The sequence below is a fragment of the Blastococcus sp. SYSU DS0753 genome (assembly GCF_054051175.1).
The window spans coordinates 94,263-116,513 of sequence record NZ_JBJHAT010000006.1 but is presented as its reverse complement, the minus strand read 5'-3'; the positions used below and the strand labels follow the sequence as shown (position 1 = coordinate 116,513).

At 70.7% G+C, this 22,251-nt stretch carries 22 protein-coding genes, 1 tRNA gene and 1 pseudogene; 12 read left to right on the top strand and 12 right to left on the bottom strand.

Features of this window, described 5'->3' with window-relative positions; all coding sequences use genetic code 11:
• Window position 1 precedes the first annotated feature (1 nt).
• Genes ACI799_RS07690 through ACI799_RS07675 form a run of 4 tightly spaced genes read right to left on the bottom strand, consistent with a single transcriptional unit; the run spans window position 2 to window position 4,362 of the window.
• Window positions 2-817: a phosphocholine cytidylyltransferase family protein gene (locus tag ACI799_RS07690; RefSeq protein WP_456596796.1), complete on the bottom strand. Its 816-nt coding sequence runs from the start codon at window positions 815-817 to the stop codon at window positions 2-4.
• Window positions 804-1,937 (bottom strand): CDP-glycerol glycerophosphotransferase family protein, encoded by a 1,134-nt coding sequence (locus ACI799_RS07685; protein WP_456612788.1) that lies wholly within the window; start codon window positions 1,935-1,937, stop codon window positions 804-806. The genes ACI799_RS07690 and ACI799_RS07685 overlap by 14 nt, the downstream gene beginning before the upstream one ends.
• Window positions 1,934-2,716: an HAD family hydrolase gene (locus ACI799_RS07680; protein WP_456587415.1), complete on the bottom strand. Its 783-nt coding sequence runs from the start codon at window positions 2,714-2,716 to the stop codon at window positions 1,934-1,936. Before ACI799_RS07680 ends, ACI799_RS07685 begins: the two co-directional genes overlap by 4 nt.
• Before the next feature lie 44 nt (window positions 2,717-2,760).
• A complete protein-coding gene (locus ACI799_RS07675) occupies window positions 2,761-4,362 on the bottom strand; it encodes a mannitol dehydrogenase family protein (protein ID WP_456612787.1) in 1,602 nt (533 codons plus the stop codon).
• Between the two features lie 442 nt (window positions 4,363-4,804).
• Between ACI799_RS07675 and ACI799_RS07670 the strand changes: the two genes are divergently transcribed.
• From ACI799_RS07670 to ACI799_RS07655, 4 genes are all read left to right on the top strand, one after another.
• On the top strand, window positions 4,805-5,596 hold the full coding sequence (locus ACI799_RS07670) for a M23 family metallopeptidase (protein ID WP_456612786.1): 792 nt from the start codon (window positions 4,805-4,807) through the stop codon (window positions 5,594-5,596).
• A gap of 29 nt (window positions 5,597-5,625) precedes the next feature.
• Complete coding sequence (locus ACI799_RS07665) at window positions 5,626-6,060, top strand: helix-turn-helix domain-containing protein (RefSeq protein ID WP_456612785.1); 435 nt, start codon at window positions 5,626-5,628, stop codon at window positions 6,058-6,060.
• A 10-nt stretch (window positions 6,061-6,070) separates the two neighbouring features.
• Window positions 6,071-6,484: a VOC family protein gene (locus tag ACI799_RS07660; protein ID WP_456612784.1), complete on the top strand. Its 414-nt coding sequence runs from the start codon at window positions 6,071-6,073 to the stop codon at window positions 6,482-6,484.
• 104 nt (window positions 6,485-6,588) lie between these two features.
• Window positions 6,589-6,661: transfer RNA gene (locus ACI799_RS07655), tRNA-Ala, on the top strand.
• A gap of 152 nt (window positions 6,662-6,813) precedes the next feature.
• Here ACI799_RS07655 and ACI799_RS07650 read toward each other — a convergent pair.
• Window positions 6,814-7,887: pseudogene (locus ACI799_RS07650) on the bottom strand (tyrosine-type recombinase/integrase); the annotation flags it as partial.
• A 3-nt stretch (window positions 7,888-7,890) separates the two neighbouring features.
• Window positions 7,891-8,259 carry a helix-turn-helix domain-containing protein gene (locus ACI799_RS07645; RefSeq protein ID WP_456612783.1) on the bottom strand — a complete coding sequence of 123 codons (369 nt, stop codon included), beginning with the start codon at window positions 8,257-8,259 and terminating at the stop codon, window positions 7,891-7,893.
• 1,248 nt (window positions 8,260-9,507) lie between these two features.
• Here ACI799_RS07645 and ACI799_RS07640 point away from each other — a divergent pair.
• Window positions 9,508-10,761 (top strand): hypothetical protein, encoded by a 1,254-nt coding sequence (locus ACI799_RS07640; protein WP_456612782.1) that lies wholly within the window; start codon window positions 9,508-9,510, stop codon window positions 10,759-10,761.
• A 219-nt stretch (window positions 10,762-10,980) separates the two neighbouring features.
• Entirely contained in the window at window positions 10,981-11,301 is a 321-nt protein-coding gene (locus tag ACI799_RS07635) for a hypothetical protein (protein ID WP_456612781.1), read from the top strand.
• 119 nt (window positions 11,302-11,420) lie between these two features.
• On the opposite strand, the gene ACI799_RS07630 is transcribed toward ACI799_RS07635, so the two are convergent.
• Complete coding sequence (locus ACI799_RS07630; RefSeq protein ID WP_456612780.1) at window positions 11,421-12,434, bottom strand: hypothetical protein; 1,014 nt, start codon at window positions 12,432-12,434, stop codon at window positions 11,421-11,423.
• 7 nt (window positions 12,435-12,441) lie between these two features.
• A complete protein-coding gene (locus ACI799_RS07625; RefSeq protein ID WP_456612779.1) occupies window positions 12,442-12,951 on the bottom strand; it encodes a toll/interleukin-1 receptor domain-containing protein in 510 nt (169 codons plus the stop codon).
• A gap of 482 nt (window positions 12,952-13,433) precedes the next feature.
• On the opposite strand from ACI799_RS07625, the gene ACI799_RS07620 reads away from it, so the two are divergent.
• The 4 genes from ACI799_RS07620 (at window position 13,434) to ACI799_RS07605 (ending at window position 17,889) form a co-directional block, all read left to right on the top strand.
• Window positions 13,434-14,234, top strand: coding sequence for a hypothetical protein (locus ACI799_RS07620; protein ID WP_456612778.1), 801 nt, complete (start codon window positions 13,434-13,436; stop codon window positions 14,232-14,234).
• 541 nt (window positions 14,235-14,775) lie between these two features.
• Window positions 14,776-14,979 carry a hypothetical protein gene (locus ACI799_RS07615; RefSeq protein WP_456612777.1) on the top strand — a complete coding sequence of 68 codons (204 nt, stop codon included), beginning with the start codon at window positions 14,776-14,778 and terminating at the stop codon, window positions 14,977-14,979.
• A 296-nt stretch (window positions 14,980-15,275) separates the two neighbouring features.
• Window positions 15,276-16,061 carry a hypothetical protein gene (locus ACI799_RS07610; protein ID WP_456612776.1) on the top strand — a complete coding sequence of 262 codons (786 nt, stop codon included), beginning with the start codon at window positions 15,276-15,278 and terminating at the stop codon, window positions 16,059-16,061.
• 964 nt (window positions 16,062-17,025) lie between these two features.
• Window positions 17,026-17,889, top strand: coding sequence for an SGNH/GDSL hydrolase family protein (locus tag ACI799_RS07605; RefSeq protein ID WP_456612775.1), 864 nt, complete (start codon window positions 17,026-17,028; stop codon window positions 17,887-17,889).
• A 51-nt stretch (window positions 17,890-17,940) separates the two neighbouring features.
• On the opposite strand, the gene ACI799_RS07600 is transcribed toward ACI799_RS07605, so the two are convergent.
• Together ACI799_RS07600 and ACI799_RS07595 are read right to left on the bottom strand one after the other, a co-directional pair.
• A complete protein-coding gene (locus ACI799_RS07600) occupies window positions 17,941-18,234 on the bottom strand; it encodes a flagellar FlbD family protein (RefSeq protein WP_456612774.1) in 294 nt (97 codons plus the stop codon).
• A 247-nt stretch (window positions 18,235-18,481) separates the two neighbouring features.
• Entirely contained in the window at window positions 18,482-19,420 is a 939-nt protein-coding gene (locus ACI799_RS07595; RefSeq protein WP_456612773.1) for a siderophore-interacting protein, read from the bottom strand.
• 139 nt (window positions 19,421-19,559) lie between these two features.
• Here ACI799_RS07595 and ACI799_RS07590 point away from each other — a divergent pair, with 139 nt between their 5' ends.
• Window positions 19,560-20,519, top strand: a complete 960-nt coding sequence (locus ACI799_RS07590) for an ABC transporter substrate-binding protein (protein WP_456598932.1) — start codon at window positions 19,560-19,562, stop codon at window positions 20,517-20,519.
• 108 nt (window positions 20,520-20,627) lie between these two features.
• Here ACI799_RS07590 and bfr read toward each other — a convergent pair whose 3' ends face one another.
• Window positions 20,628-21,089 (bottom strand): bacterioferritin, encoded by a 462-nt coding sequence (gene bfr / locus ACI799_RS07585; protein WP_456612772.1) that lies wholly within the window; start codon window positions 21,087-21,089, stop codon window positions 20,628-20,630.
• A 7-nt stretch (window positions 21,090-21,096) separates the two neighbouring features.
• Complete coding sequence (locus ACI799_RS07580) at window positions 21,097-21,327, bottom strand: (2Fe-2S)-binding protein (RefSeq protein ID WP_442864507.1); 231 nt, start codon at window positions 21,325-21,327, stop codon at window positions 21,097-21,099.
• A 139-nt stretch (window positions 21,328-21,466) separates the two neighbouring features.
• Here ACI799_RS07580 and ACI799_RS07575 point away from each other — a divergent pair, with 139 nt between their 5' ends.
• Window positions 21,467-22,249 (top strand): isocitrate lyase/PEP mutase family protein, encoded by a 783-nt coding sequence (locus tag ACI799_RS07575; protein ID WP_456612771.1) that lies wholly within the window; start codon window positions 21,467-21,469, stop codon window positions 22,247-22,249.
• Window positions 22,250-22,251 lie beyond the last annotated feature (2 nt).

Sequence of the window (22,251 nt, the reverse complement as noted above, 5' to 3'; positions counted from 1 at the left end):
ATCAGGCGATGTCGGCGACGATGTTCGGCGCACCGCCGCCGAACAGGGTGTTCGCCCGCTGCAGGTCGCCCTCGAAGTCCACCTCGACCGCGGCGTACTGCGAGATGTCGACCGGCCGCACGCGCATGCCGCGCTCGGCGATCGCCGTCTCGATGCCCCGCTCGAAGTAGTCCTCGTGCGAGCAGCTCTCGAGGTGCTCGATCAGCGTTGCCTTGTCGGTCGAGGAGACGTAGTTGATCCCCACCGCCTCGCCCAGGCCGCCGCGGACGATCTTGGAGAGCTCGCGGATGCAGCCGTCGTCGTCGAGGGTGTACTTGACCTCCTCCTCGGCGACGGTGCTGGTGTCGACGCAGACGAAGCTCTCGTCCGCCGCGATGCTCGGCAGGGTCGCCTCGAGCACGGCCGGGTCGAAGACGACGTCCCCGTTGAGCCACAGCACGCCGCCCTCGCGGGTCGTGCGCAGCCCGCGCAACAGGCTCTTCGACGTGTTGGTCACCGCGAAGTCGGGGTTGTACGTGAACAGCAGGTCCGGGGCAGCCTTCATGATCCGCTTGCTGCGGTAGCCGACCACCGCGGTGATCGACACGTCGGCGCCGAGGACGGCACGCAGGCCGTCGAGCTGGCGCTGCATGATGCTGCGCCCGTCGTCGAGCCGGGTCAGCGGCTTGGGGTCCTGCCGCCCGAGCCGGGTGCCCATGCCCGCGGCCAGGATGACGACCTGCACCGACGACGTCAGCGGGCGCCGGCCCGTGGTGCGGGTGGCGGAGGGGGAGCTGCCCCGACGGACAGCGTTGAGGACGTGGTCACCGGTCCGCACGGACATCATCTCCCTCAGGGGTGGTGCTGGTGGTGTGCCCGGACGCGGGTGCGCCCGGGAGGAGCAGGTCGAGGACGCGCTGCGCGGCCGCGCCGTCCTCGAGGTGGCAGAACATCTCCTGGAAACGGGCGTAGCGCTCGGCGTACTCCGCCCTGATGCCGTCGACGTCGGCGATCGCCGAGACCAGCTCGCGGCTGTCGCGCACCAGCGGGCCCGGGGCGACGTCCTCCAGGTCGAAGTAGAAGCCGCGCAGCTGGTCGCGGTAGTTCTCCAGGTCGTAGGTGTAGAACAGCAGCGGCCGGCCGGTGATCGCGAAGTCGAACATCGTCGACGAGTAGTCGGTCACCATCAGGTCCGCCGCCAGGTACAGGTCGCGGATGTCGGGGTGGTTGCACACGTCGCGCACCGCGGACCCGTCGACGATCTCCAGCCGGTCCATGACCATGTTGTGCAGCCGCAGCAGCAGCACGTGGTCCTCGCCGAGGCGCGCGGAGAAGTCCTCCAGGTCGATGGCGAACTCGAAATCCTTCGACGCCGCCTTCTCGAACACCAGGTCGTCGCGCCAGGTCGGCGTGTAGAGCACCGCCGTCTGGCCCGGCTCGATGCCGAGGTCGGCGCGCACCTGCGTGCGCAGCTCCTCGCGCCGTGGGCTGCAGAGCAGGTCGTTGCGCGGCAGGCCCGTCTCGTGGATCGGACCGGTGAAGCCGAAGGCCTTGCGCAGCCGCTCGGTGGTGACCGCGTTCGGTGACAGCAGCAGGTCCCAGCGGGCGATGTCCTGGTCCAGGTAGGCCAGCCGGCCCTCCGGCGCCCACAGCACGTCGTTGTGGATGCGCTTGAGCATCGTGCCGTGCCAGGTCTGGAGGTACGTCGTGCCCGGCCGTTTCTGCCAGTCCAGCGGGATGTGGTCGTTGGAGATGACCAGGTCGGCCCCCTCCAGCGCGGCGATCGACTCGGGGCTGCCGAACGTCAGCGTCTCGACGTCGGCCGGGAAGGTGGCCTGGGTGTGCGGTGCCGACAGCCATGTGTGGGTGGCCTCGACCCCCCGCTCGAGGAGGGCCTCGTAGAGGGCGCGCGGACTGTCGGAGAAGTGCCCCCGGAAGGCGACGTAGACGATGTTCACCGGGCCGCTCCCGTCAGCGCGTCGCCGGTCGTCGGTCCGCCGGCCAGCACCGGGAGGACGAGGTCGGCCAGCTCCTGCCAGGACTCGACGACGGTCAGCGCGCCGGCCGCCAGCAGGGCCTCGGCGCGCGCCGCGCGCTCGTGGGGGAGCACGAAGAGCAGGTTGCCGACCGTGGGGCAGCCGGCACCCACGGCCGACCGGACCCCGGCGACGGCGTCCTCCACCGCGAGCCCCTGCTCGGGAGCGATGCCCAGGGCCGCGCAGGCATGGCGGTAGACGGCCGGGTCGGGCTTGCTGGTCGGGACGGGGAGCGAGTCCTCGGCGCTGTACCGGCGCGCGGGCGGGATCAGCTCGTCCAGCCCGGTGGCGGTGAAGCACGCGGCCAGCCGGGACAGCGCGCTGGAGCTGACCGCGGCGAGCTCCAGCCGGCCGGCCAGCGCCCTCAGCGCCGCCAGGGTCGGCTCGTGCGGTCGCAGCGTGGCACCGAGGTGCTCGGTCACCGCCCGCCGCTCCTCGGCGACCCAGGGCTCGACGTCGACGTCCGTGACGCCCGCCCCGGCGGCGAGCGCCAGCGCGGTCGACCGGAAGTTCATGCCGGTGGCCGCGTGGCGCAGCTCGTCGGCGCCGTACCGGCGGTCGACGCCGACGGAGGCGAGGAAGGCGTTGGTGACCTCGGCGGAGGCCTCGAACGCCGGCTCCTCGGAGGGGAAGAGGTTGCCGTCGGCGTCGCAGAGCAGGTACTGCACCCGCTCGATCAGCGTCGGCGGAACGGTCGGCACCAGCTGGGCTCCCTTCGGGGACGGGGTGGAGGAGGAGGCGCCGGTCACCGCGGCAGACCCGCGGGGCCGGGTGTCCGGGCGGCCACGGTGGCCCGGACCCCGTCGCGGTCGAGGGCGGTCAGTACCTCCCGCAGCTCGGCCACGAACGCGGAGTCCTCCCCGAGGTCCCCGAACAGCGCGGTCTCGCCCAGGAGCGGCCGCGGGTCGTCGCCCCCGGCGCGGGCCAGCGACTGCAGGCGCTCGGCGAGCGCGTCCTCGACGGTGAGCGGCCGGCCGGCCTCGTCGGTGCCCCGCAGGAACCGGAACCAGCCGGCGACGGCGAGGGTGAGCAGGCCGTGCGGCCGCCCTTCCGCGAGCGCCTGGCGCAGGGACGGCAGCAGGTGGTGCGGCATCTTGGTCGAGCCGCGGCGGCACAGCCGGGGGAGGCCGTCGGCGATCGCCGGGTTGGCGAAGCGCTGGAGCAGCGTGCGCTTGTACTCGGCGAGGTCGATGCCGTCGGGCGGCGGCAGCAGGGGAGTGACCTCGTCGTCCATGAGCCGGGTCACGTAGCCGGCGAACACCGGGTCGGCCATCACCTCGTCCAGGCTCGCGTGCCCGGCGAGCGAGCCCAGGTAGCCCAGGGCGCAGTGGCTGGCGTTGAGCAGCCGGGTCTTCATCAGCTCGTAGCGGCCCACGTCGGGGACGAACCGCACGCCGACGGCGTCCAGCGGAGGCCGGCCGGCGGAGAAGTTGTCCTCGATCACCCACTGCGAGAACGGCTCGGTGATGACCGGCCACCGGTCGTCCACGCCGTAGCGCTGCGCCACCGCGGCCCGTTCCTCGGGGCTGGTGTGCGGTGTGATCCGGTCGACCATGCTGCTGGGGAAGGCCACGCGGTCGGCGATCCAGCGGGCCAGCACCTCGTCGCGCAACTGGGCGAACCCGACCACGGCCGCCCGGGCGGCGTCGCCGTTGCGGTGCATGTTGTCGCAGGAGACCACGGAGAACGGCTCGAGACCGGCCCGCCGGCGGCGGTCGAGCGCCTCCACGAGGTAGCCGAAGACCGTGCGGGGGGAGGTGGGCCGACGCACGTCCCACCGGATGTCGGGATCGTCGGCGTCGAAGAGCCCGGTCCGGGGGTCGAGCCGGTAGCCGCTGTCGGTGATGGTGAGCGACACCATGCGCGTGCGCTCGTCGGTGAGCAGGTCCAGCACGGCGACGGGGTCGTCGGGTGCGAAGTGGTAGCCGACCATGACGCCGACGACGCGGGCGCGCTCGCCGTCGGGGCTGCGCTCGACGACCGTGTAGAGGTGGTCCTGCGGGGCCAGGGCGTCCTTCATCGTGCGGCTGTGCAGCCCGACACCGACGACGCCCCAGTCGTCGCTGATCCGCCGCTCGGCGAGCTCGTCGAAGTAGAGCAGCTGGTGGGCGCGGTGGAAGCCGCCGACGCTGAAGTGGACGACCGCCGGGGTGAGCGCCGACCGGTCGTAGGTCGGCACGCTGAGCTGGGCCTCGTGGAGCGGCAGGGTGGCGTCGGTCAGCGGGTGGATGTCGGCTGCCGCCACCACGTTCGGGGCGCCGGGATCGGGCACGAGGGCGGGCGCTGGATGCCCGGCCGCCGCCGCCCCGGCGGTCGTCTGCAGGTGCAGGAGCTCGGCCTGTGACATCGCGTCCCTCCTTCTCGGTCCGTAGCGCGGCGGATGCGACCCGCCCCGGTTCCGGGGGCGGGTGGATCAGCAGTACACGGGTGAAACTCGGTGCCGCGCAAGGCCGGGCGCCGCGTAGCGGGAGCGGTGCGCACCGGGGCGGCGCGGATGCTTCACGCCAGAAGGAGGCAATGCCCGTTTCCGGCGCGGCGCAAACTGCTGGCAGTGTGCCGTGGGCGTCCATGATCGCCGATCACTGATCCGTCCTCGCGCCCGGGGTCGAATCACACGGTTGTCACTCGAAAACGGGGCTGCTGTGGCGCCCGGGGCGTGTGGTGCGGCTCGTCGCGGCGTGTCGCGGACGACGCGCCGAACGCCTGGTCACGGATGCGTCACGGAGTGTTTCGATGGAGGTGCCCGATCGGGGGCGCGCACATCCAGGAACGCGAGACGGACAGGGTGCATGGACGCTGGTATCGGCCCGGAGGCCCGCACGGAGCTGCTGGCGGCGGTGCGGCCTCGAGCCGATAGAGCGGCCGGCGGCCGTGGCCGCCGGCGCGCACCCCGCGCGCAGGCCCGGCGCAGCCCGGCGCTGCTGCTGGGGTCGCTCCTCCTCGGCGGCGTCGTCGCGGCCGGGGTGAGCCTGCAGGGCGCCCCCGCGGCCGAAGCCACCTCCGTGCTCGCCGCCCAGACCTCGCTGCTGACGGCCGAGGAGGGTGTCGAGGTGCTGCCGCAGGCCTCGATCACCGTCGCCGAGGCGCAGGCGCGTCTCGAGGAGGTCGCCGCCTCGCGCGCCGAGCGGCAGGCGGCCGAGGAGGCCGCAGCGGCCGCAGCGGCCGCAGCTGCGGAGGCCGCGCGACCCAAGGCCGTCCTGCCGGTCGCCGGCGCCCGGCTGACCAGCGGCTACGGCAGCCGGTGGGGGACCTTCCACTACGGCATCGACCTCGCGGCCCCCATGCGCACCCCCGAGTACGCCGCCGTCGACGGCGTGGTGCTGCGCGCAGGATCGGCCAGCGGCTTCGGCCTGGCGGTCTACATCCTCCACGATAACGGCGACGTCACCGTCTACGGCCACATGGACAAGATCCTCGTGGAGCCGGGCCAGTACGTGGAGGCGGGGGAGACCATCGCGCTGCTGGGCAACCGCGGGCAGTCGACGGGGCCGCACCTGCACTTCGAGGTGCACAAGGGTGGCCTGGAGGGCAAGCGGGTGGATCCGATCGCGTGGCTGGCCGCGCGCGGCGTCCACGTCTGAACCACGGGCGGCCGTGGTCTGATCGCGGCGTGGCCGACGCCGTCGAGGACACCAACCGGCGGCTGCTGCGCGCGCGGGACGCCATGGACCGCGACTACGCCGAGCCGCTGGACGTCCCGACGCTGGCCCGCCTGGCCCACGTCTCACCGGCCCACTTCATCCGCACCTTCCGGGCGGCGTTCGGGGAGACCCCGCACCGCTACCTGCAGCGGCGACGGGTGGAGCGGGCGATGTTCCTGCTGCGCGCCACCGACCGCAGCGTGACCGAGATCTGCATGGACGTCGGGTGCTCGAGCCTGGGCACCTTCAGCCGCGTCTTCCGCGACATCGTGGGGGAGTCGCCGAGCGCCCATCGCCGGCGCGGGCCGCTCCCGCCGGTGCCCACCTGCTTCGCGATGGCGTGGGCCCGGCCGGCGACGGATCGAGCAGTTTCGGAGAAGCGGTCGCCGGTGCCGGCTCCCTAGCGTCCAGCCCATGCTGACGACCATCTCCATCACCCAGATCTACGTCCCCGACCAGGACGCCGCCCTCGACTTCTACGTCGGGAAGCTCGGGTTCGAGGTGCAGACCGACATGCACTTCGGGCCCATGCGTTTCCTCACCGTCGCGCTGCCCGGCGATCCCGGGCGGGCGGTGCTGCTGGAGAAGCCCGGGCCCCCGGCGATGAGCGAGGAGACGGCCGCGCAGGTGCGCGAGCTGGTGAGCAAGGGGGCGGCCGGCGGTCACCTCTTCTTCACCTGCGACGACGCCTGGAAGACCCACGCCGAGCTGAAGGAGCGCGGCGTCGAGATCACCGAGGACCCGGTCGAGCAGCCGTACGGCATCGACTTCGGCCTCCGTGACCCGTTCGGCAACCACATCCGCGTCGCCCAGATGACGCAGGGCTGAACGCGGCCCGCCACGCGGTACACCGCGCCGACCCCCTCCGTCGGCCCCGCCGCCCGGCCCTGTACAGTCGTTCCCGGCCCGGAGGAAGTCGCCGGGCCGGGATCGGGGCTGTGGCGCAGCTGGTAGCGCACCACACTGGCAGTGTGGGGGTCAGGGGTTCGAGTCCCCTCAGCTCCACCCCGATGACCAGGCCGTTCCCCTTCTGGGGAGCGGCCTGAGTCGTCTCTGGTTGCAGTTGTGGTTGCAGTTTGCCCACCCTTACCTGGCAGCAGCAGGGCGCTCATCCGGTCGGCGGCCTCGCGGGCCAGGGCCGGCATGACATGGCTGTAGATGTCCATGGTCGTGCGCATCTGGCTGTGGCCGAGCAGCTCCATGACCACCCTCGGGTGGACGTTCTCGCTCAGCAGCAGGGTGGCCGCGGTGTGCCGGCCGTCGTGCAGCCGGACGTGCCGGACGCCGGCGGCCCGGAGCAGCCGGGTCCAGTCGTCGTGGTCGGTCTTCTTGTCGATCGGGCGGCCGTTGGGCTGGGCGAAGACCAGGTCCTCGTCGTGCCACTCGGAGCCGGCCAGCATCTGCTCGCCGAGCTGCGCGGCCTTGTGGCGGTGCAGCTCGGCGGCCAGGGGGATCGGGGGGGCCAAGGTGCGCTGACTGCGCCGGGTCTTGGGCTCCTCGTAGATCAGCCCGCCGCCGCGGACGCGGTGGATGCTGCGCCGCACCGTGAGCGTGCCGGTGAGGAGGTCGATGTCCTTCCACTGCAGGGCCAGGGCCTCGGACTGCCGCAGGCCGAGCGCGAGAGCCACCGTCCAGCGCGCGGAGTTGCGCACGTCAGCCGCGGCCTTGAGGACGGCGCGGGCCTCACCGAGGTCGAGGGCGGTGGCGATGTCGCTCTGCTTCTGGGCCGGTGGATCGACCAGCCCGGCCACGTTGCGGGCGACGTGGCCCCGTTGCATGGCAACGGTGAGCGCTCGGGACAGGATGCGGTGGTGGCGCAGCACGGTGGCGGGGGAGTAGCCGGCGTCGAGGAGCGCGGTGTAGAGCTGGTCGAGATGCTCGGGGCGCAGCCGGTCGAGGCGGTGCCGCCCGAGTCCGGGGATCAGGTGCTTGCGGACGGCGGACTCGTAGCTCTCCAATGTCCGCTGCCGCACCCGGCGCGGGGCGATGGTGGTGAGCCAGTGCTCCAGCCACTCGGCGACGGTCGGGGTGGAGACGGCGCTGAGGGTGCCCGCGTCACGCTTGCGCTCCAGGTCGCGGACCTTCGCGACGACCACGGCCCGGGTCTTGCCGGTGACGTGCCGGCGGTCGGGCTTGCCGGTGAGGGTGAAGCCGACGGAGACGTAGCCGTGCCAGCGCCCGTCGGCGGCCTGGTAGATCGTCGACTCGCCGTTCGAGGCGCGTCCCGCCATAGGTCACCCCTGGGTCGTGGGCTGGACTGTCAGTCTCTCCGAGCGGTCCGACACCGGCGGAGCGGTTGTGGACTCCGCGGCATCGGGCGACGTCGGGTCCAGTTCGAAGAGTTCGCGCTGGTGCGTGGTGGTCCCGGACCGGCGCAGCGCGCGAGAAGCGGTGCGGGGAGCGTCCAAGCCGCGAACGTAACGTTCGAGCTCGCTGCGGGAGAGACGGCAGCTCCGGCCGATGTGGACGGGGCGCAGGTTGCCGGCCTTCATCAGCGCGTAGACCGTCGTCCGCCCGATGCGGAGCACCGTGGCGGCCTCCTCGGGGGTGAGGAGCAGCGGGTCGCTGGAGACCGGCTCCCGAGGTCGCTGCGCGTCGCTCATCTCGCCCTCCTCGTCGCGTGGCCTTGTGCGCACGCGTCCGGCGTCGCACGCCCACATGAAGAAGGCGCCATTTCCGGCCGCTTGCTGACAGTGCCCGGCTGACTTCCTGTCTTTCTCCGGTTCTCCGGCAGCCCGGGTCTCCGTGTGCCGGCGGGGGAGGTCCGTCGAGCTGACGCACTCCCGACCTGCTCCGGCGGTCCCCGGTTCTCCTCCAGTACGGCGACCGATCAAGTCGGTTAGTCGGTCGCAGGCCGCCTACGACCCTCGCTGCCCCGTGAGCGACTGCAGGGTCGAAAGCCCAAATGAACGGCCGAGACCAAGGTCCTTGGCAGGAGCCCGGCAGCGACGGCGTCCCGTCACCCCTCAGCGGTTCTTCGCACGGTGAACCGTCGTCCACGTGCACGCGTCCTGGCCTGACCGCTCCCCGCGGCCATCTCGACTGCGCAACCGGAGAGGTCCACGACCTGACACACCTCATGCATCCAGGCCTCAGCGACCGTTGTGTCGGCAAAGGGCGGTGGGGTGACAGGGTGAGAGCGACAGCGCTCGGCAAGTTGCGCGAGGGTGACCGAGCGCCTGAGACCGCCCGCCGGGGACCTGAGCCTGGCGTGCTGCCGCTCAGTGGCGCGCCGGGTCGGGGTGACATCAGAGACGGCTTGGTCGTCGCCGGCGTCCCCCCGCCTTGTCATCGTCTGTAGCCACCTGCTCTACGGAGAACGGTTCCGACGTCACCGACGACGCCGATGCCTAAGAAGGAACGCCTCGGTGCGGCTCACGGCCCTGATGACAGGTCGGGAGCACCACCTCAGCGGCAACCAGCACCACAAGTCCTCGAGCCCGAGATGCAAGACGTGTGTGGCACTTGATCTTGCGAGCCTGCAGTAGGGATCGACCGGCATTGGGTCGCTCTGCGGAGTGGGGCGTAGGGAGGGGGCTGGCTGAGCTCCCGTCGCAGGCAGCCGTGGAGGTGTCCCTGAAGGCGGCTTCAGGGACACCCAGCTGCCCGAAGCCATACGACGCCGGCGAGACCGCCGATCGGCAGAAACGCGGATGCCTTGCCTCAGCCAGACGCGGACGCAATCGCCCACGCACGTCTCGTCGGTCAGAGACAATGCCCGCAATGTCGGTTCACACCCGACGCGACCGCAGGGGGTGCTGTCGTCGGATCGACGCTGAGAGCCCAGAACACCGCAGCTGCCGGCCGAGCTAGGCATACGCTCGTACTACGCTGCAGACAGGACGGTGCCGGTGCTTGACATCGCGAGGGACGTAGCCCTCCGTAGCCCGGCTGAACTGCAAAGACTCGTCGAGGCTGTCGTCGCCGCCGAGCCTAACGACGAGAGTCGCTCCGTTGAGTGGAAGGGCACGCTCGACCTCAGTCACAGGGACGGTGCCTTCGCCGTTGCTCGCTGCATTCTCGGGCTGGCCAACCGGTACCCGCCGCAGGTCGAGAACGACTTCGGTGGTCTCGGCTACATGGTCGTCGGTGCTGAGCCAGGCAATCTGGCCGGTCTAACCCCGATCGACCCCGTCGACCTGGACAATAAAATGAGCCAGTATCTGGGCACGCGACATCCGCAGTGGTCGCCGCAATACATCACCGTGGATGGCAAGCAGGTGCTCGTCGTCTTAGTGGAGCCCCCGCAGTGGGGTGACTTTATCTGGCTGCTCCGCAAAGAGTGGAGCGACGGCAAGCGGGTTGTGCCGGTGGGGACGGTGTTCGTCCGTGGGACTGCCAAGACTGCGCCAGCCACGGATGCAGATTTCGACAAGCTTCAGGAGCGGATCGTGCGGCGCGTGGTCGAGGCGCCTTCACTCGACCTAGACGTCAGCGTCACGGCTCCGCCGCTGATTCGCGTTGTCGCCGATGACGAGACGGTGGCCTCTTGGCTGACGGAACATGAGCGGATGCTGCTTGACCACAGCAGCCGAGCGAGCTATCGCTACCGAGTAAGCAGTCATATGACTGAACTTTCCGAGCGACTAGTCGATGTCTTCTTTTCGCGGCTCATCTCGCGGGACGACCCAGCGTACGTGGTCATGGTACAAAATCCGTCCTTGAAGAATTATCCCAACGTTGAGATGGTGCTCCGATGCTCGGACGGCACCAAAATGTGGGCCTTTGCCGACCCTGACGAGTTGCATGATGAGTTCCCGAGTCCGCCTGCCCTCGGGCTCGGACTAGAGGTGCCCGCCTACCTTCCTGTAATGCCAACAATTCCGGCGTTGAGCACCGGGGTTGAGATCGAACTAGGCGACGACGAACCGCCGATCATTACGCTGAGGATGAACGATGTGCGCCCGCGAGGGAAGGCAACGTCAGAGCCCTTTTATCTATTTGTCGACGCCAATGCCGGAGAAACGGTCACCTTCCAGTACGTGCTGACATCAACGCGCGTAGATGCCATTGCGGAAGGTGTTATAACCGTCAACGTATCCGACAGGCTGGTGAACCTCCGAGATGTCGTTGCAGTGGCCGAAAACATGCCATCCCAGCGGTGATTCTCTCACTGTCTAAGGTCCCGTCCCCTCTCGTCGATGCCCACCCCTGGAGCAGAGGCAGACCCAGGTGGATCGGTCGCCTTCTCGACCGCCGCGCCGGCACGTCAGCTTTTCCGTATTGGGCCGCTTTGGGCGATGCGCAGGGGCGGCCCTCGGCCGTGCGGCTCCGAGCGGCGCGCCATGCCGCCGGTCCCCGCCTCCAGCCAGACACTGGCCGGCGTGCCTGTAGCCGCCGCCCTCGGACTCGCCTGTGCCGTTACCGGACTGATCGTCGGAGGAGCCGGCCTTCGGCTCGTCATCCGCGACCAGCAGAACGCCCGCCAGTCCCTGGCACGGCTAGCCAACCCGGTCGACGAGGACCCGATCATGGCGGTGTTCCGTCGGCGCGACGTCGGACTTGCGCACCACCAGCTCGAGGTCGATGGGCAAGAGCTGCGCCGCCTGCTCGCCGCTCGAGCGGATCAGCGCCAGTCAGTGTCGTTGGTGGCCGCTGGGCTTGTCCTCAGCTTCGCCGGGACCTTGGTGACTCTGCCGTGGTGATTCGGACGGTTCGCCGGCTGCACTGGCAGCCTGATGCCTGTGTCCCATAGTGGGCCGCATAGGACACGCAGCCCGACGCCCGTGGTGCATGAGCAGGGCGAACGTTGATGGCCGAGGTACTAGGCCATGCGCTCGTGCAGGTCGTCGAAGAACGTGGCGACCGTTCGCTCGGCGTCGGCCGCTCCAAGCTCGTAGCCGCCGAACCGGTAGACGTCGTAACCAGCAAGCTGGAGCCGACGGTCCTCGGCGACCATCTCGCCGTACAGCCGGGGGCTGGCCAGGCCCGTTTGCTCGTCTGCATAGTGCTGCCGGCCGTCCACCTCGATTACGACGCGGCTGCGGTCGGAGTAGAGGAGCAAGAAGTCCATCCGCTGGCGGGCCAAGGGGGAGCCGCTTGCGCCGCGTGCTCGGCGGGTCAAGGGGTCGTAGTGCAGGTACACCTGCGGGATCAGCGCCGGGATGTCGAACCGGCCACCGGCGTAACGCTTGAGGTAGGTGTTGAAGACAAGCTCCTCGACGGGGTTGTTGTCGAGGCTGGCTCGGAGGCGAGCGCACAGCTGGAGGCCCACCCCACGGTCGTCCATGGAGGCGTCGATCGACTCACGGTCCCGCCACCAGTCGATCAACGCCTGAAAGCTCAGTCCCGCGGCCCCGATGGGCCGGCCGTAGATGAGGCAGAACTCGGCGTTGCGGGTGATCTCGACGTCGTTGCTGACGGCGTCGCGGAGCACCAACTCGGGCTTCGGCCCGTTGGCCGCGAAGATGAGGTTCTTGACCGCGCCAGACACGCCACCGGACGACCGGCGGTACGCCGCGACCAGCGCCGAAAGGTCGTCGGCCAACGTGCGGAGAACATCCGGTCGCTCGACGACGCGCTGCCCCAGGTCGACGAGCTGTGCCAGCGACCAGTCCTGCGTGACGTGCCTGATGTGCTCCCGCTTGGACCACTCCTCCGGCGGGAGTTCATCTCGGAGGACGAGGCGCAGCTCCTCGGTGAGCACGATCCTCAGGTCGGCCTTCGTGTAGGTGTACATCAAAGCCGCCTCGACGGCCGCCCTGACCGTCCGCTCGGAGACGACGAGAGGCACGTCGTCCTGCGGGACGATGTCTATGGACCACGGCCAACCGCTCACGGGGGGCTCAGTTCTCCCAGGCGGGGGGAAGGGCAGCGGCGGCCGCAGCGATCTTGGTGGCCACGTCGTCCAGCGAGGACTCGGCGGTATCGAGACCAGCGTGCGAGGCGAGCATGGGGCTCACGTCTAAGAGCTGCTCGTAGGTGACCCCGTGCGTGACCGGAATGACGCGCTTGGTGTTCAGCAGCACGGCCAGCTCCTTCTCGGCGATGCCCTCCTTCTCGATGCTGTCGAGCAGCGCGGGCGTCACCAACACGATGCCGATGCGGGAATTGCGGAGCCCCTTGTCGATCTCGCGGATCATCAACGACCCGAGAGGGAGGTCTTCCTCGCTAAACCACACCGTCGCGCCGTTCACCTTCAGGTGGCCGTGGAGCTCGGCGGCGCTGCCCTGCCGGTCGGGCCATGCGTGGCAGAGGAAGAGGTCCCGGCGGTCCGGGTTGACGCGCGCCTGCTCCACCGCCTTCTCGGCGTAAGGCTGAACCGTCCCCCACTCCTGAGGGGTGTACGAGACCATCCGGCCAGCCCTGGTCCGACGCGAGCTCCCACCACTGGACGAGCTGCTGTAGCTCGACCCGCCGCTGTAGGACCGGCCGCCGTAGGACGGGTACGACGAGTAAGACGAGCGGCGAGACCGCCCACCCCTACACGCTGGGCAGTTTGCAGCACCACTCGCGGTGCGGTGGCCTTCACGCGGAGCTGTGCATTGCGCCATACGGGCACGTTAGAGGAGACATCCGACACATCGTGGTCGATGCGTCACACATCGCGGTCACTGTGTCGCCTTGCCTTCTGACGCCTCGGGCCCGGTGGAGTGCGGAGCGAACAGCAACCCTCAACCAGGATGCCGCGACGGTCCTCCATGCGCTGAGCCTCGTCCGCTGAAGAGCAAGCCGGGAGCATTGCTGTCCCTGAGCGGCCCACTATGGGACACCGTGGACGTCCCAGGTCCAGGGTCCTCCGGCCCCGGGACTGAGGCGGGACGGCACAATTCCGGCCATGCGGCTGCGCTTCTGGGAACCTGTCCCCACCCCGGTGTACGTCACGCCGATGCCCTTCGGGGGCGTGCGAACCGAGCTGCCAGCGCGGCGCCTGAACCTGACTCACCTGGCCCGCTTTGGGCGCGAGATGGCTGTCGCTGTGGACGCACGGGAGGACACCTTCGGATTCTTCCGCTGGGGCCTCGTGGAAGACAGCACCTCGGTTGAGATTCAAGTCGAGCCGACTCAGCTCGCCGGGATGCTGTCCGACGAACGCCAGCAGGTCTACCTGCGTGCTCGCGGATCCGAGCGCACGAAGTCGTTGGACGATGGCATGACCATCACTCAGACCGCCGAGCTGCAGCTGCTCCTCGGCGACGGACTCGGCCAACCAGCCACGCTGACTGGCAATGGTGTGGACAACGCCGCTGGCCTCGTGGCTCTGTGGGAGTCGCTCGGAATGAGCCGCCGCACCTACGCGTGGGTGTACCCGGCCCTCTTCGTCTTCGCCGTCACCGCAACCTTGACCCCGCTCGCCGTCCTGTGGGCGCGCGGGGACCTGACCCGGTGGCTGGTCCCAGCGGCCGTTGCGCTCTTGGCGCTCACGCTTGCGGTCGTCTCCCCGCTGATCCAGGAGCGAGTCCGAGCTCACCGCCAGGCGCGTGCGGGCCTCGACATCGACTACCGACTGCTGCAGGCGGTTCGAACGGACCGGGCGGTCCATAGGCGCAACCTCCAGTCGGGCCTACTCGGTGCCCTTGTGGGCGCGCTGGTGACGGCCGCTGGCGTGTGGGCCACGCTCAAGGCGGGCGGGAGCTGACGCCAGCAGCGACGGCGGCATCGGCGCCCTCCGCTGATTCGGGGGGCACGACTTCTCGGACGTCGCAGCGCCCTGAGCGGCCCACTAAGAGACACCGACGGACGCCCGACTCTCCTGGAGCTGTGTGCTCGCTCTTGGCGGGGTGGGCGCCTTCGGACTTCTTCGGTGAACCGTCGCCGCCGCGCGTTGATCTTCCGAGGCGGGTGCGGCACCGTTCGCCTTCCTTGGTTCCTCGGGTCGGCCGGCCGATGGTCGGCTGAAAGCGGTGGAGGTGCGTTGCGTGCGCGCTGTGCTTGCTCGTGGAGGAGCTGCGGCCATGACGCTGGCGGTTGCAGCAGTCGGCACTGCTGCCGTTCTGATGCTGAGCGGCTGCGGGGGCCCGGCAGATGGACCAGGCAGCGCGCCACGGGCCTGCCCGGCGGTGGACTACGGCCGGACCCTCGTCGTCCGGCTGGCCAACGACTGGCCACCTATGGAGGGGCGGACTGTCGTCGCGCGGTGCTCGTCCCCGTGCGGCTCGGTGCAGCGGGACCGTGACGGGTTGACCCTCGTGGTGAGCGGTGCACTGACCGGCTCTTCGGCTGCCGTGTTCATGATGGACATGCCGGACTTCATGGTGGTGTCCGTGCTTGAGCCCGAGGGTCAAGTTGCCGAGGTTGAGCAGGCCCTCGTTTGGGAGCGCGTGGGCGGCACCGAGGAATGCGGCGGCCCCATGGAAGCCGTCGTGGTCGTCCCCGCCCCCTGACGTCTGCACAACCTCGACGCGACGCAGAGCACGTCGCTGCTGCCGCTGCTGCTGTTCGGAATCCTTACGCTGGTTGCCGGTAGGCGATGGCCGCGCCTCGCTCGGGAGCGCGGCTGGCTGGACCCGCCGAACGTTGCGCGCCTGAGCTGAGGCCACGCAGGGGCCAACCCCGCGCGGAGCGACCGAGAGCCAAGTCGTGTCCCCAAGCGGCCCACTAAGGGATACCAACGTCTAGGGCGCTACTGGAGCCGGCACCGCCGAAGGCGACTGTCCTCGGGCGTCCCTAGCGTGACCTCATGACCACCGCTGTCTGGGTCTCACTCGTCGCCATCCTCGTGTCGGTCGTGTCCGCCGCGTTCAGCGGCTTGACCTATCGAGCCAATCGGCGGTCGGAGCGAGAGGCGTACATCGCCAATGTCGCCGTCCATCATCGCCCGGTGCACAACTACGCGGGCCCGGTGGACGGGAGGCCGAGGGACAAGATCGTCGTCAGGAACGATAGCCCCGCTGCCATCGTCGTTGCCGGAGTCGGTCTGGCCTACGGTCGGTGGGACGTCCTCCCCAGCGAGTACGGGGTGCGGCGACCGTGGAATCTCCGGCCAGCTCACGACTTCCCGATCTCCGGGCACAAGTACCTGGGGCCCGGAGAGCAGGTCGAGCTAGAGCTGGCCGACGAGGGCCTGTGGCGCGCAGCAATCGGAGACCACCGGACGTCCTGGGGCGGACCCATCACCGCGGTCGCGTTCATCACCGACGTCCGGGGTCGGCCCTGGCAACGAACCGAGCGAGGCTGGACGGACCTCACTCACGAGAACCATGGAGGCGTCACCGGCCGCAAGCTCCGCCGGCACGTCTGGATGGAGCAGCGGGCCTGGGTCAACCGCCTCGCCCTCCTCCTAGGCCGCTGGGTCATCCACCTCTCGCGCGAGCGTCCCGGCAAGCTGCCGTGGGAGTTCTACGTCCTGGAGTGGGCCTACGGCTGGCGCGCCGGCGGGCGGGTCCTGTCGCTGCTCCCGCGCAACGCCCCCAAGACGTGGCAGTGGCAGGAGCTGCTCCCCTCGGAGCCCCCGGGCAACTTCTAGGGCCTGTCTTGCGGCTCACAGGGCGCGGCCCATACTGCCGGTGATCCTAAGCGGCCCAGGCTGCCAGATGTCCCAGAGCGGCCCACTCAGGGACAGGCGTCTTGGCCCTATAGAAGGCTGCGGCTGACGCAGTCCTGGCATCGCCTGCGCGCTTCAAGTCCGACTCGCTCTCCTGCATCGGCAGCGACGACGTCTCCGTTCCCAAGCCTTTCCCATGCCTGGGATGGGTTCTTTCGAATCTCCCCCCACTGACTGCGGTCGGGGTCGTCGCCCTTGTGCCAGCATTCGGGGATGTGGGCGTAATTGGTGGGGGAAACCTCCAGCAATTCGACCCGGATCGCCCTCGGGGCATGGCGGTTTGGCTTGCAATGGTCGCAGTGGGCGACCAGCAGGTCGGTCTTCTCGCACCGGGTGTCCACGGGCAGATCGTAAGAAGGTGCAGGGTCACTTAGGTGCAGAGTTCGCCCATCCGGTGGTCGTCGGGCGTGTCGGCGCAGACGCTCGCCGTTCGGTAGGTCTCCGGCTCGTCCGGAACGTCCCGTAGGCCGCCTTCAGGGACACGCGGTCGCGGTCGTGCCCGTGGCCTCAGGCACACCGTCGGGATCGGCCACAGCCAAGCGAAACCAGCTCCTTCTGGTGGCATTTTTGGTTGCAGTTGGTCTAACTTGATCTTGGTTCGCAGGCGTTCGCCGTCGTTCCGCGACGTGGTGAACCCGCTGCTCACCAGGCCTTTTGGGACGTTCGCGAACGGCAGCGAACGCGATCATGACGGCCTGGCAGTGTGGGGGTCAGGGGTTCGAGTCCCCTCAGCTCCACCCGATCGAGCAGGCCGCTCCTCCCACTGGGAGGGGCGGCCTGCTGCGTGTGGGGCGGCGGGCGCGCGGAGACGTGTGACGCGCGTAACCCCTGGTGAGGTCGCGCGTTGTTCCGCGCACACACCCCTCCCACCCGATCTGGAGGAGACGTGCGCCGTCTCGCTACCTGCATCCTCGCCGCCGTCGCGGTTCTCGCCGGCGTCCTCGTCGCGCCCACGGCGCAGGCCGCGCCGGCCCCGCTGAGGTACGTCGCCCTCGGCGACTCCTACAGCGCGGCCTCCGGCGTCCTGCCGCCGGACCTCACCGCGCCACCGCAGTGCCTGCGCTCGACCCGCAACTACCCGCACGTCATCGCCGGCGCGATCGGTGCCCGGCTCACCGACGTCACCTGCGGCGGCGCGGACACCGGCGACTTCTTCGCCGGGCAGTACCCGGGGGTCGCCCCGCAGCTCGAGGCGCTGAGCCGGGACACCCAGCTGGTCACCATGACCATCGGCGGCAACGACAGCGGGGTCTTCATCAACTCGATCATCGCCTGCAGCACGGCGGGCCTGTCCACGCTCGGCAAGGGCAGCCCGTGCAAGGACCGGTACGGCAGCTCGTTCGCCGACACCGTGCGCACCACGACGTTCCCGGCGCTCGTGGAGACGCTGCGGGCGGTCCGGCAGGCGGCGCCGGGCGCCCGGGTCGCCATCCTCGGGTACCCCTGGATCGTGCCGGCCAGCGGCAGCTGCTTCGACCGGATGACCCTCGCCGAGGGTGACATCCCCTACCTGCGCGAGCTCCAGGCCACCCTCAACGACGCGGTGAAGCGTGCGGCATCGATGTCCGGCGTCACCTACGTCGACCTGAGCCGGGTCTCCGACGGGCACGACGCCTGCCAGCCGATCGGCGTCCGCTGGGTCGAGCCGGTGCTGCAGGGGACCAACGCGGTCATCGTGCACCCGAACGCGCGGGGCGAGGCGGCGATGGCCGCGCGCACCATGGAGGTGCTGCGGCTCGACCGCCGCTGAGCCCGGCGTCCGGCGGCCCGGGCGGGAGCGGTCCCGGCCGGGCCGCCGGCGTCAGCTCGGGAGGGCGCCCAGCTCCGGCTCGGGCGCCCGGCCGGTGCCGTGCCGGCGGGCGAGCCGCGCGGCCGTCGGCATGGCGGCGTAGCCGTTGGTCAGCCGCGCCCGGGCGACCAGCGTGCCGGCCCGGTGCTCGGCGATGCTGCGCAGCACCTCCTCGAACTCCGTCGTCACCACGTAGTGGGTGCCGTCGACCAGGTGCACCACAGTGTCGGCGTGGTGCTCGATCCGCTCGATGTGGTCGGGGTCGACGGCGAAGTGCTCACCGTTGCGGCAGGTCACAGCGATCACGAGGTGGTCCTTTCGCACCCGTCGGCCCGGGGACCGGTGGGCCGGCCCGGAAGTCGGTCCGGCACCGAGGTCATCGGCACACCGGGGGCGCTCCTGGAGCGCGGGCCGCGTGGTACGTCCCAACGGGTGAAGCCGCAACCGGTCAGAAGCCGAAGAGCAGACCGAGCCCGCCGAGGGTGACCAGCACCATGACGGACACGAGGGAGAGCTGGACACCGGCCGGTGATGGGGTGTCGGACGGGAGAGCTCAGTCGGAGCCGCGGCCCTCGCGCCAGTACCCCATGAAGGCGACCGACCGGCGGTCGACACCGACCTCCTGGACGAGGTGCCGCCGCAGCCCCCTCACCACCCCGGCCTCTCCGGCGAGCCAGGCGTAGACGCCGGAGGAGCCCGGCGCCGCGGTGTCCTCGGCCGGGACCTCCCACAGGATCCCGGCGTCGACGTCGACGTCGGCCAGCTCGGGAGCCGGGGCGGGGGAGAGCAGGTCGCCCAGCTCGCGCACCGCGTCCAGGACGGCTCCGGTGAGCAGCTGTCCCCGCGGCGCGGCGGGGGCGCCGTCGGCGGGCCAGCGGGGGAGCCAGGTGATCTGCACGCCGGCCGGCGCGACGACGTTCAGGGCGTCACCGGCCGTCGGCACCTCCAGCAGGACCTTGGCGCGCCGGCCCGCGGGCAGGCTCTCCACGATCGCGCAGATGGCCGGCACCGCGGTCTCGTCGCCGGCGATCAGCAGGCAGGAGGCGTCGGCCGGCGGGTGCCACTCGAAGCCGCCGGTCTCGCCGGGGAACCGGGCGTTCGGCGCGACCAGGACGACCTCGTCGCCGGCGGTGGCCTGCTCGGCCCAGGCCGACGCCGGGCCGGTGGCGCCGTGCAGCACGAAGTCGACGTCGACCTCGCCGCTCTCGCTGCGCAGCGCCCGGATCGTGTACGTGCGGATGGGCATCTGTCGCTCCGGCGGCAACGCCCGCCAGGCGCCGTACCAGTCGTCACCGGCCGGGCAGTCGAGGATGCCCCGGCCCGGCAGCGGCAGCATGACCTTGATCCGCTGGTCGAAGCCGTTGGACGCGAAGGCGGCCATCTCCGGACCCGTGAAGGTGACCCGGTGGAAGCTCGGGCTCAGCCGCTGCACCCGCGCCACGCGCACCGGGAAGGTGCGGTAGGCGGGGATCTGCGCGGTCTCGACGGTCACGGCGTCTCCCGGGCTGGGCAGGTAGGGGCGTCTTTCGACTTAGGCTAGCCTCACCTGGCTTCCGGCAGTCTTGCACACGAGCGCCGGTCGATCCAGACGCGCGTCCACCCGGGCGTGCGCGGCAGTTCGAAGGAGAACGATGACGACTCGAGTCCTGCGGGCCACCGCCCTCACCGTGGCGGCGGCCCTGACCCTCGCCGCCTGCGGGAACGACTCCGAGCCCGAGGCCGGCTCGACCGGGCAGGCCGCGGCCGGCGATGCCGCGTTCCCGCGCACCGTCGAGCACGCCATGGGCAGCACCGAGATCCCCGAGGAGCCCGAGCGGGTCGTCGTCCTCGACACCGGCGAGCTCGACTCGGTGCTGTCGCTCGGCGTGACACCGGTCGGCGCGGTCACCACGGCCGTGGACACCGACTTCCTCAGCTACCTGGCCGAGGACGCCGAGGGGGTGGAGGTCGTCGGCACGATCGCCGAGCCCGACCTGGAGGCGATCGCCGCCCTGGAGCCCGACCTCATCCTCTCCAACCAGGTGCGCCACGAGGACATCTACGACCAGCTGAGGCAGATCGCACCCACGGTCTTCGCCGCGGACCTCGGCGACACGTGGAAGGAGAACCTCCTCCTGGACGCGGAGGCGCTGGGCAAGGAGGAGGAGGCCGAGCAGCTGCTGGCGGACTACGAGGAGCAGGCCGCGCAGCTCGGCGAGGACATCGGTGACGCGGCCGGGACGACGGTCAGCCCGATCCGGTTCGTCGGTGGCACGATCCGCGCCTACCGGCCGGACTCGTTCATCGGCACGGTGCTGGCCGACATCGGCCTCGACCACGTCGACCTGCCGGAGGGCGACAACCCCACGTTCGCCGAGCTGAGCGCCGAGCAGATCACGCAGGCCGACGCCGACGTCGTCCTGTACTCGTCCTACGGCGGCGCCGACGAGTCCGGCGAGGCGGCGGTCGTCGGCGGTCCGCTGTGGCCCCGGCTCAGCGCGGTGCAGAACGGGCAGGCCCACCAGGTCGAGGACGACGTCTTCTACACCGGCATCGGGCTGCGCGCGGCGACCCTCCAGCTGGAGGAGCTGCGCGAGTTGCTCGCCGGCTGACGCACCGAGGGCCGCTCCCCGGTGATCGGGAGGCGGCCCTCGGTGTTCGGCCCCTCTGCAGGGTCCCGCGCCGAGCCTGCGAGGCGTGGGGGGCAGAGGGGTCCTTCGTCAGGGGGTCTCGGTGGCGAGCTGGGCGGCCAGGTACTGCGGCGCACCCACCCGCTCGATGGCCGCGATCTGCGCCTCGAACCAGTCGGCGTGCTTCTCCTCGTCCAGGACCATCTCCTCGAACACCGACGCGGTGCCGTGGTCGCCGAGGTCGTGGCACTCCTTCGCGGAGGCGTTGAACTGGGCGACGGCGGCCTTCTCGCTGTCGAGGGCCAGCACCAGCATCTCCTCGGCACTCTCGCCGACCCGGATGGCGCCGAGGCGCTGCAGGTTGGGGTGGCCGTCGAAGAGCAGGACGCGCTGGATGAGGGCGTCGGCGTCGCGCATCTCGTCGATGGAGAGGTCGTAGAAGACCTTGCCCAGCTTGGGCAGACCCCAGGCGTCGAGCATGCGCGCGTTGAGGAAGTACGTGTTGGTGACCGTGAGTTCGAAGGTCAGCGCGTCGTTCAGCAGTTCGACCACGCGGGGGCTAACGGGCTGCACCGGATACTCCCAGCTCTCGCTCGGCCGGGCGCTCGGTGGTGCGCTCGGCTCGCACCGGGCAATGCTGACACACGAGGTCGCGGAGCGAGTCGACGCAGTTGCCGCAGGTCCGTCCCGCACCGGTGGCCCGGGCGACGTCGGCGATGCAGGTCGCGCCGTTGGCGATCGCCTCGAGGATGTCGCGGTCGGTCACCACGTTGCAGTGGCACACGTACATGCAGTGGTCGCCTAACGGGAGACGGCGGGCGGGCGGGCCCCGGTGCGGACACCAGGGCGTCGTGTGGAGGTTAGCCTCTCCTAACCGCTGCGCGCCAGACCGCTGGTCAAGAACAGCGGGTGACCCCTAGGTTGCCGTCATGCCCGACCTGGCGTCCCGCGCCCGCGCGCTCCTGCGGCTCCAGACCGGGCCCCGGATCCTCGTCCTGGCCAACGTCTGGGACGTGACCTCGGCCAGGGTCGTCGCCGCGACGGCCGGGACCGGCGCCCTGGCCACCGCCAGCCACTCCATCGCCGCGTCCCTGGGGTTCGAGGACGGCGAGCGCATCCCGCTGGACCTGCACCTGGACGTGGTGCAGCGGATCACCGCGGCCGTGGATCTCCCGGTGTCCATGGACATGGAGGCCGGCTACGGCGACCCGGGGGAGACCACCCGGCGCGCGATCGCGGCCGGCGCGGTGGGCGGCAACCTCGAGGACGGGCAGCGCCCCCTGGACGAGGCCGTGGCCGCGGTGGGGGAGGTGGTCGCCGCCGGCCGCGCCGCGGGCGTCGACTTCGTGCTCAACGCGCGGACCGACGTCGTCCTGCTCGCGCCGGCCGGGGCCGACCGGGCGGCGCTGCTGGCGGAGGCGGCCGACCGGGGCCGGGCCTACCTGGCGGCCGGGGCCGCCGCGGTCTTCGTGCCGGGCGTGGTGGCGGCGGACGAGATCGCCGCGCTGGCCGGGGCGCTGGGGCGCGGCCGGCTCAGCGTGCTCGCCGTGCCGGGTGCCACGCCGCCGGTCGCCGAGCTGGAGCGGCTGGGCGTCGCGCGGGTCTCCACCGGCCCGAACGCGCAGCGGGTGGCACTCACGGCGCTGCAGGACGCGACGGCGGCGCTGCTCGCGGGCGGGGTGCTCCCGCCCGGCACCCGGATGCTGAGCTGAGC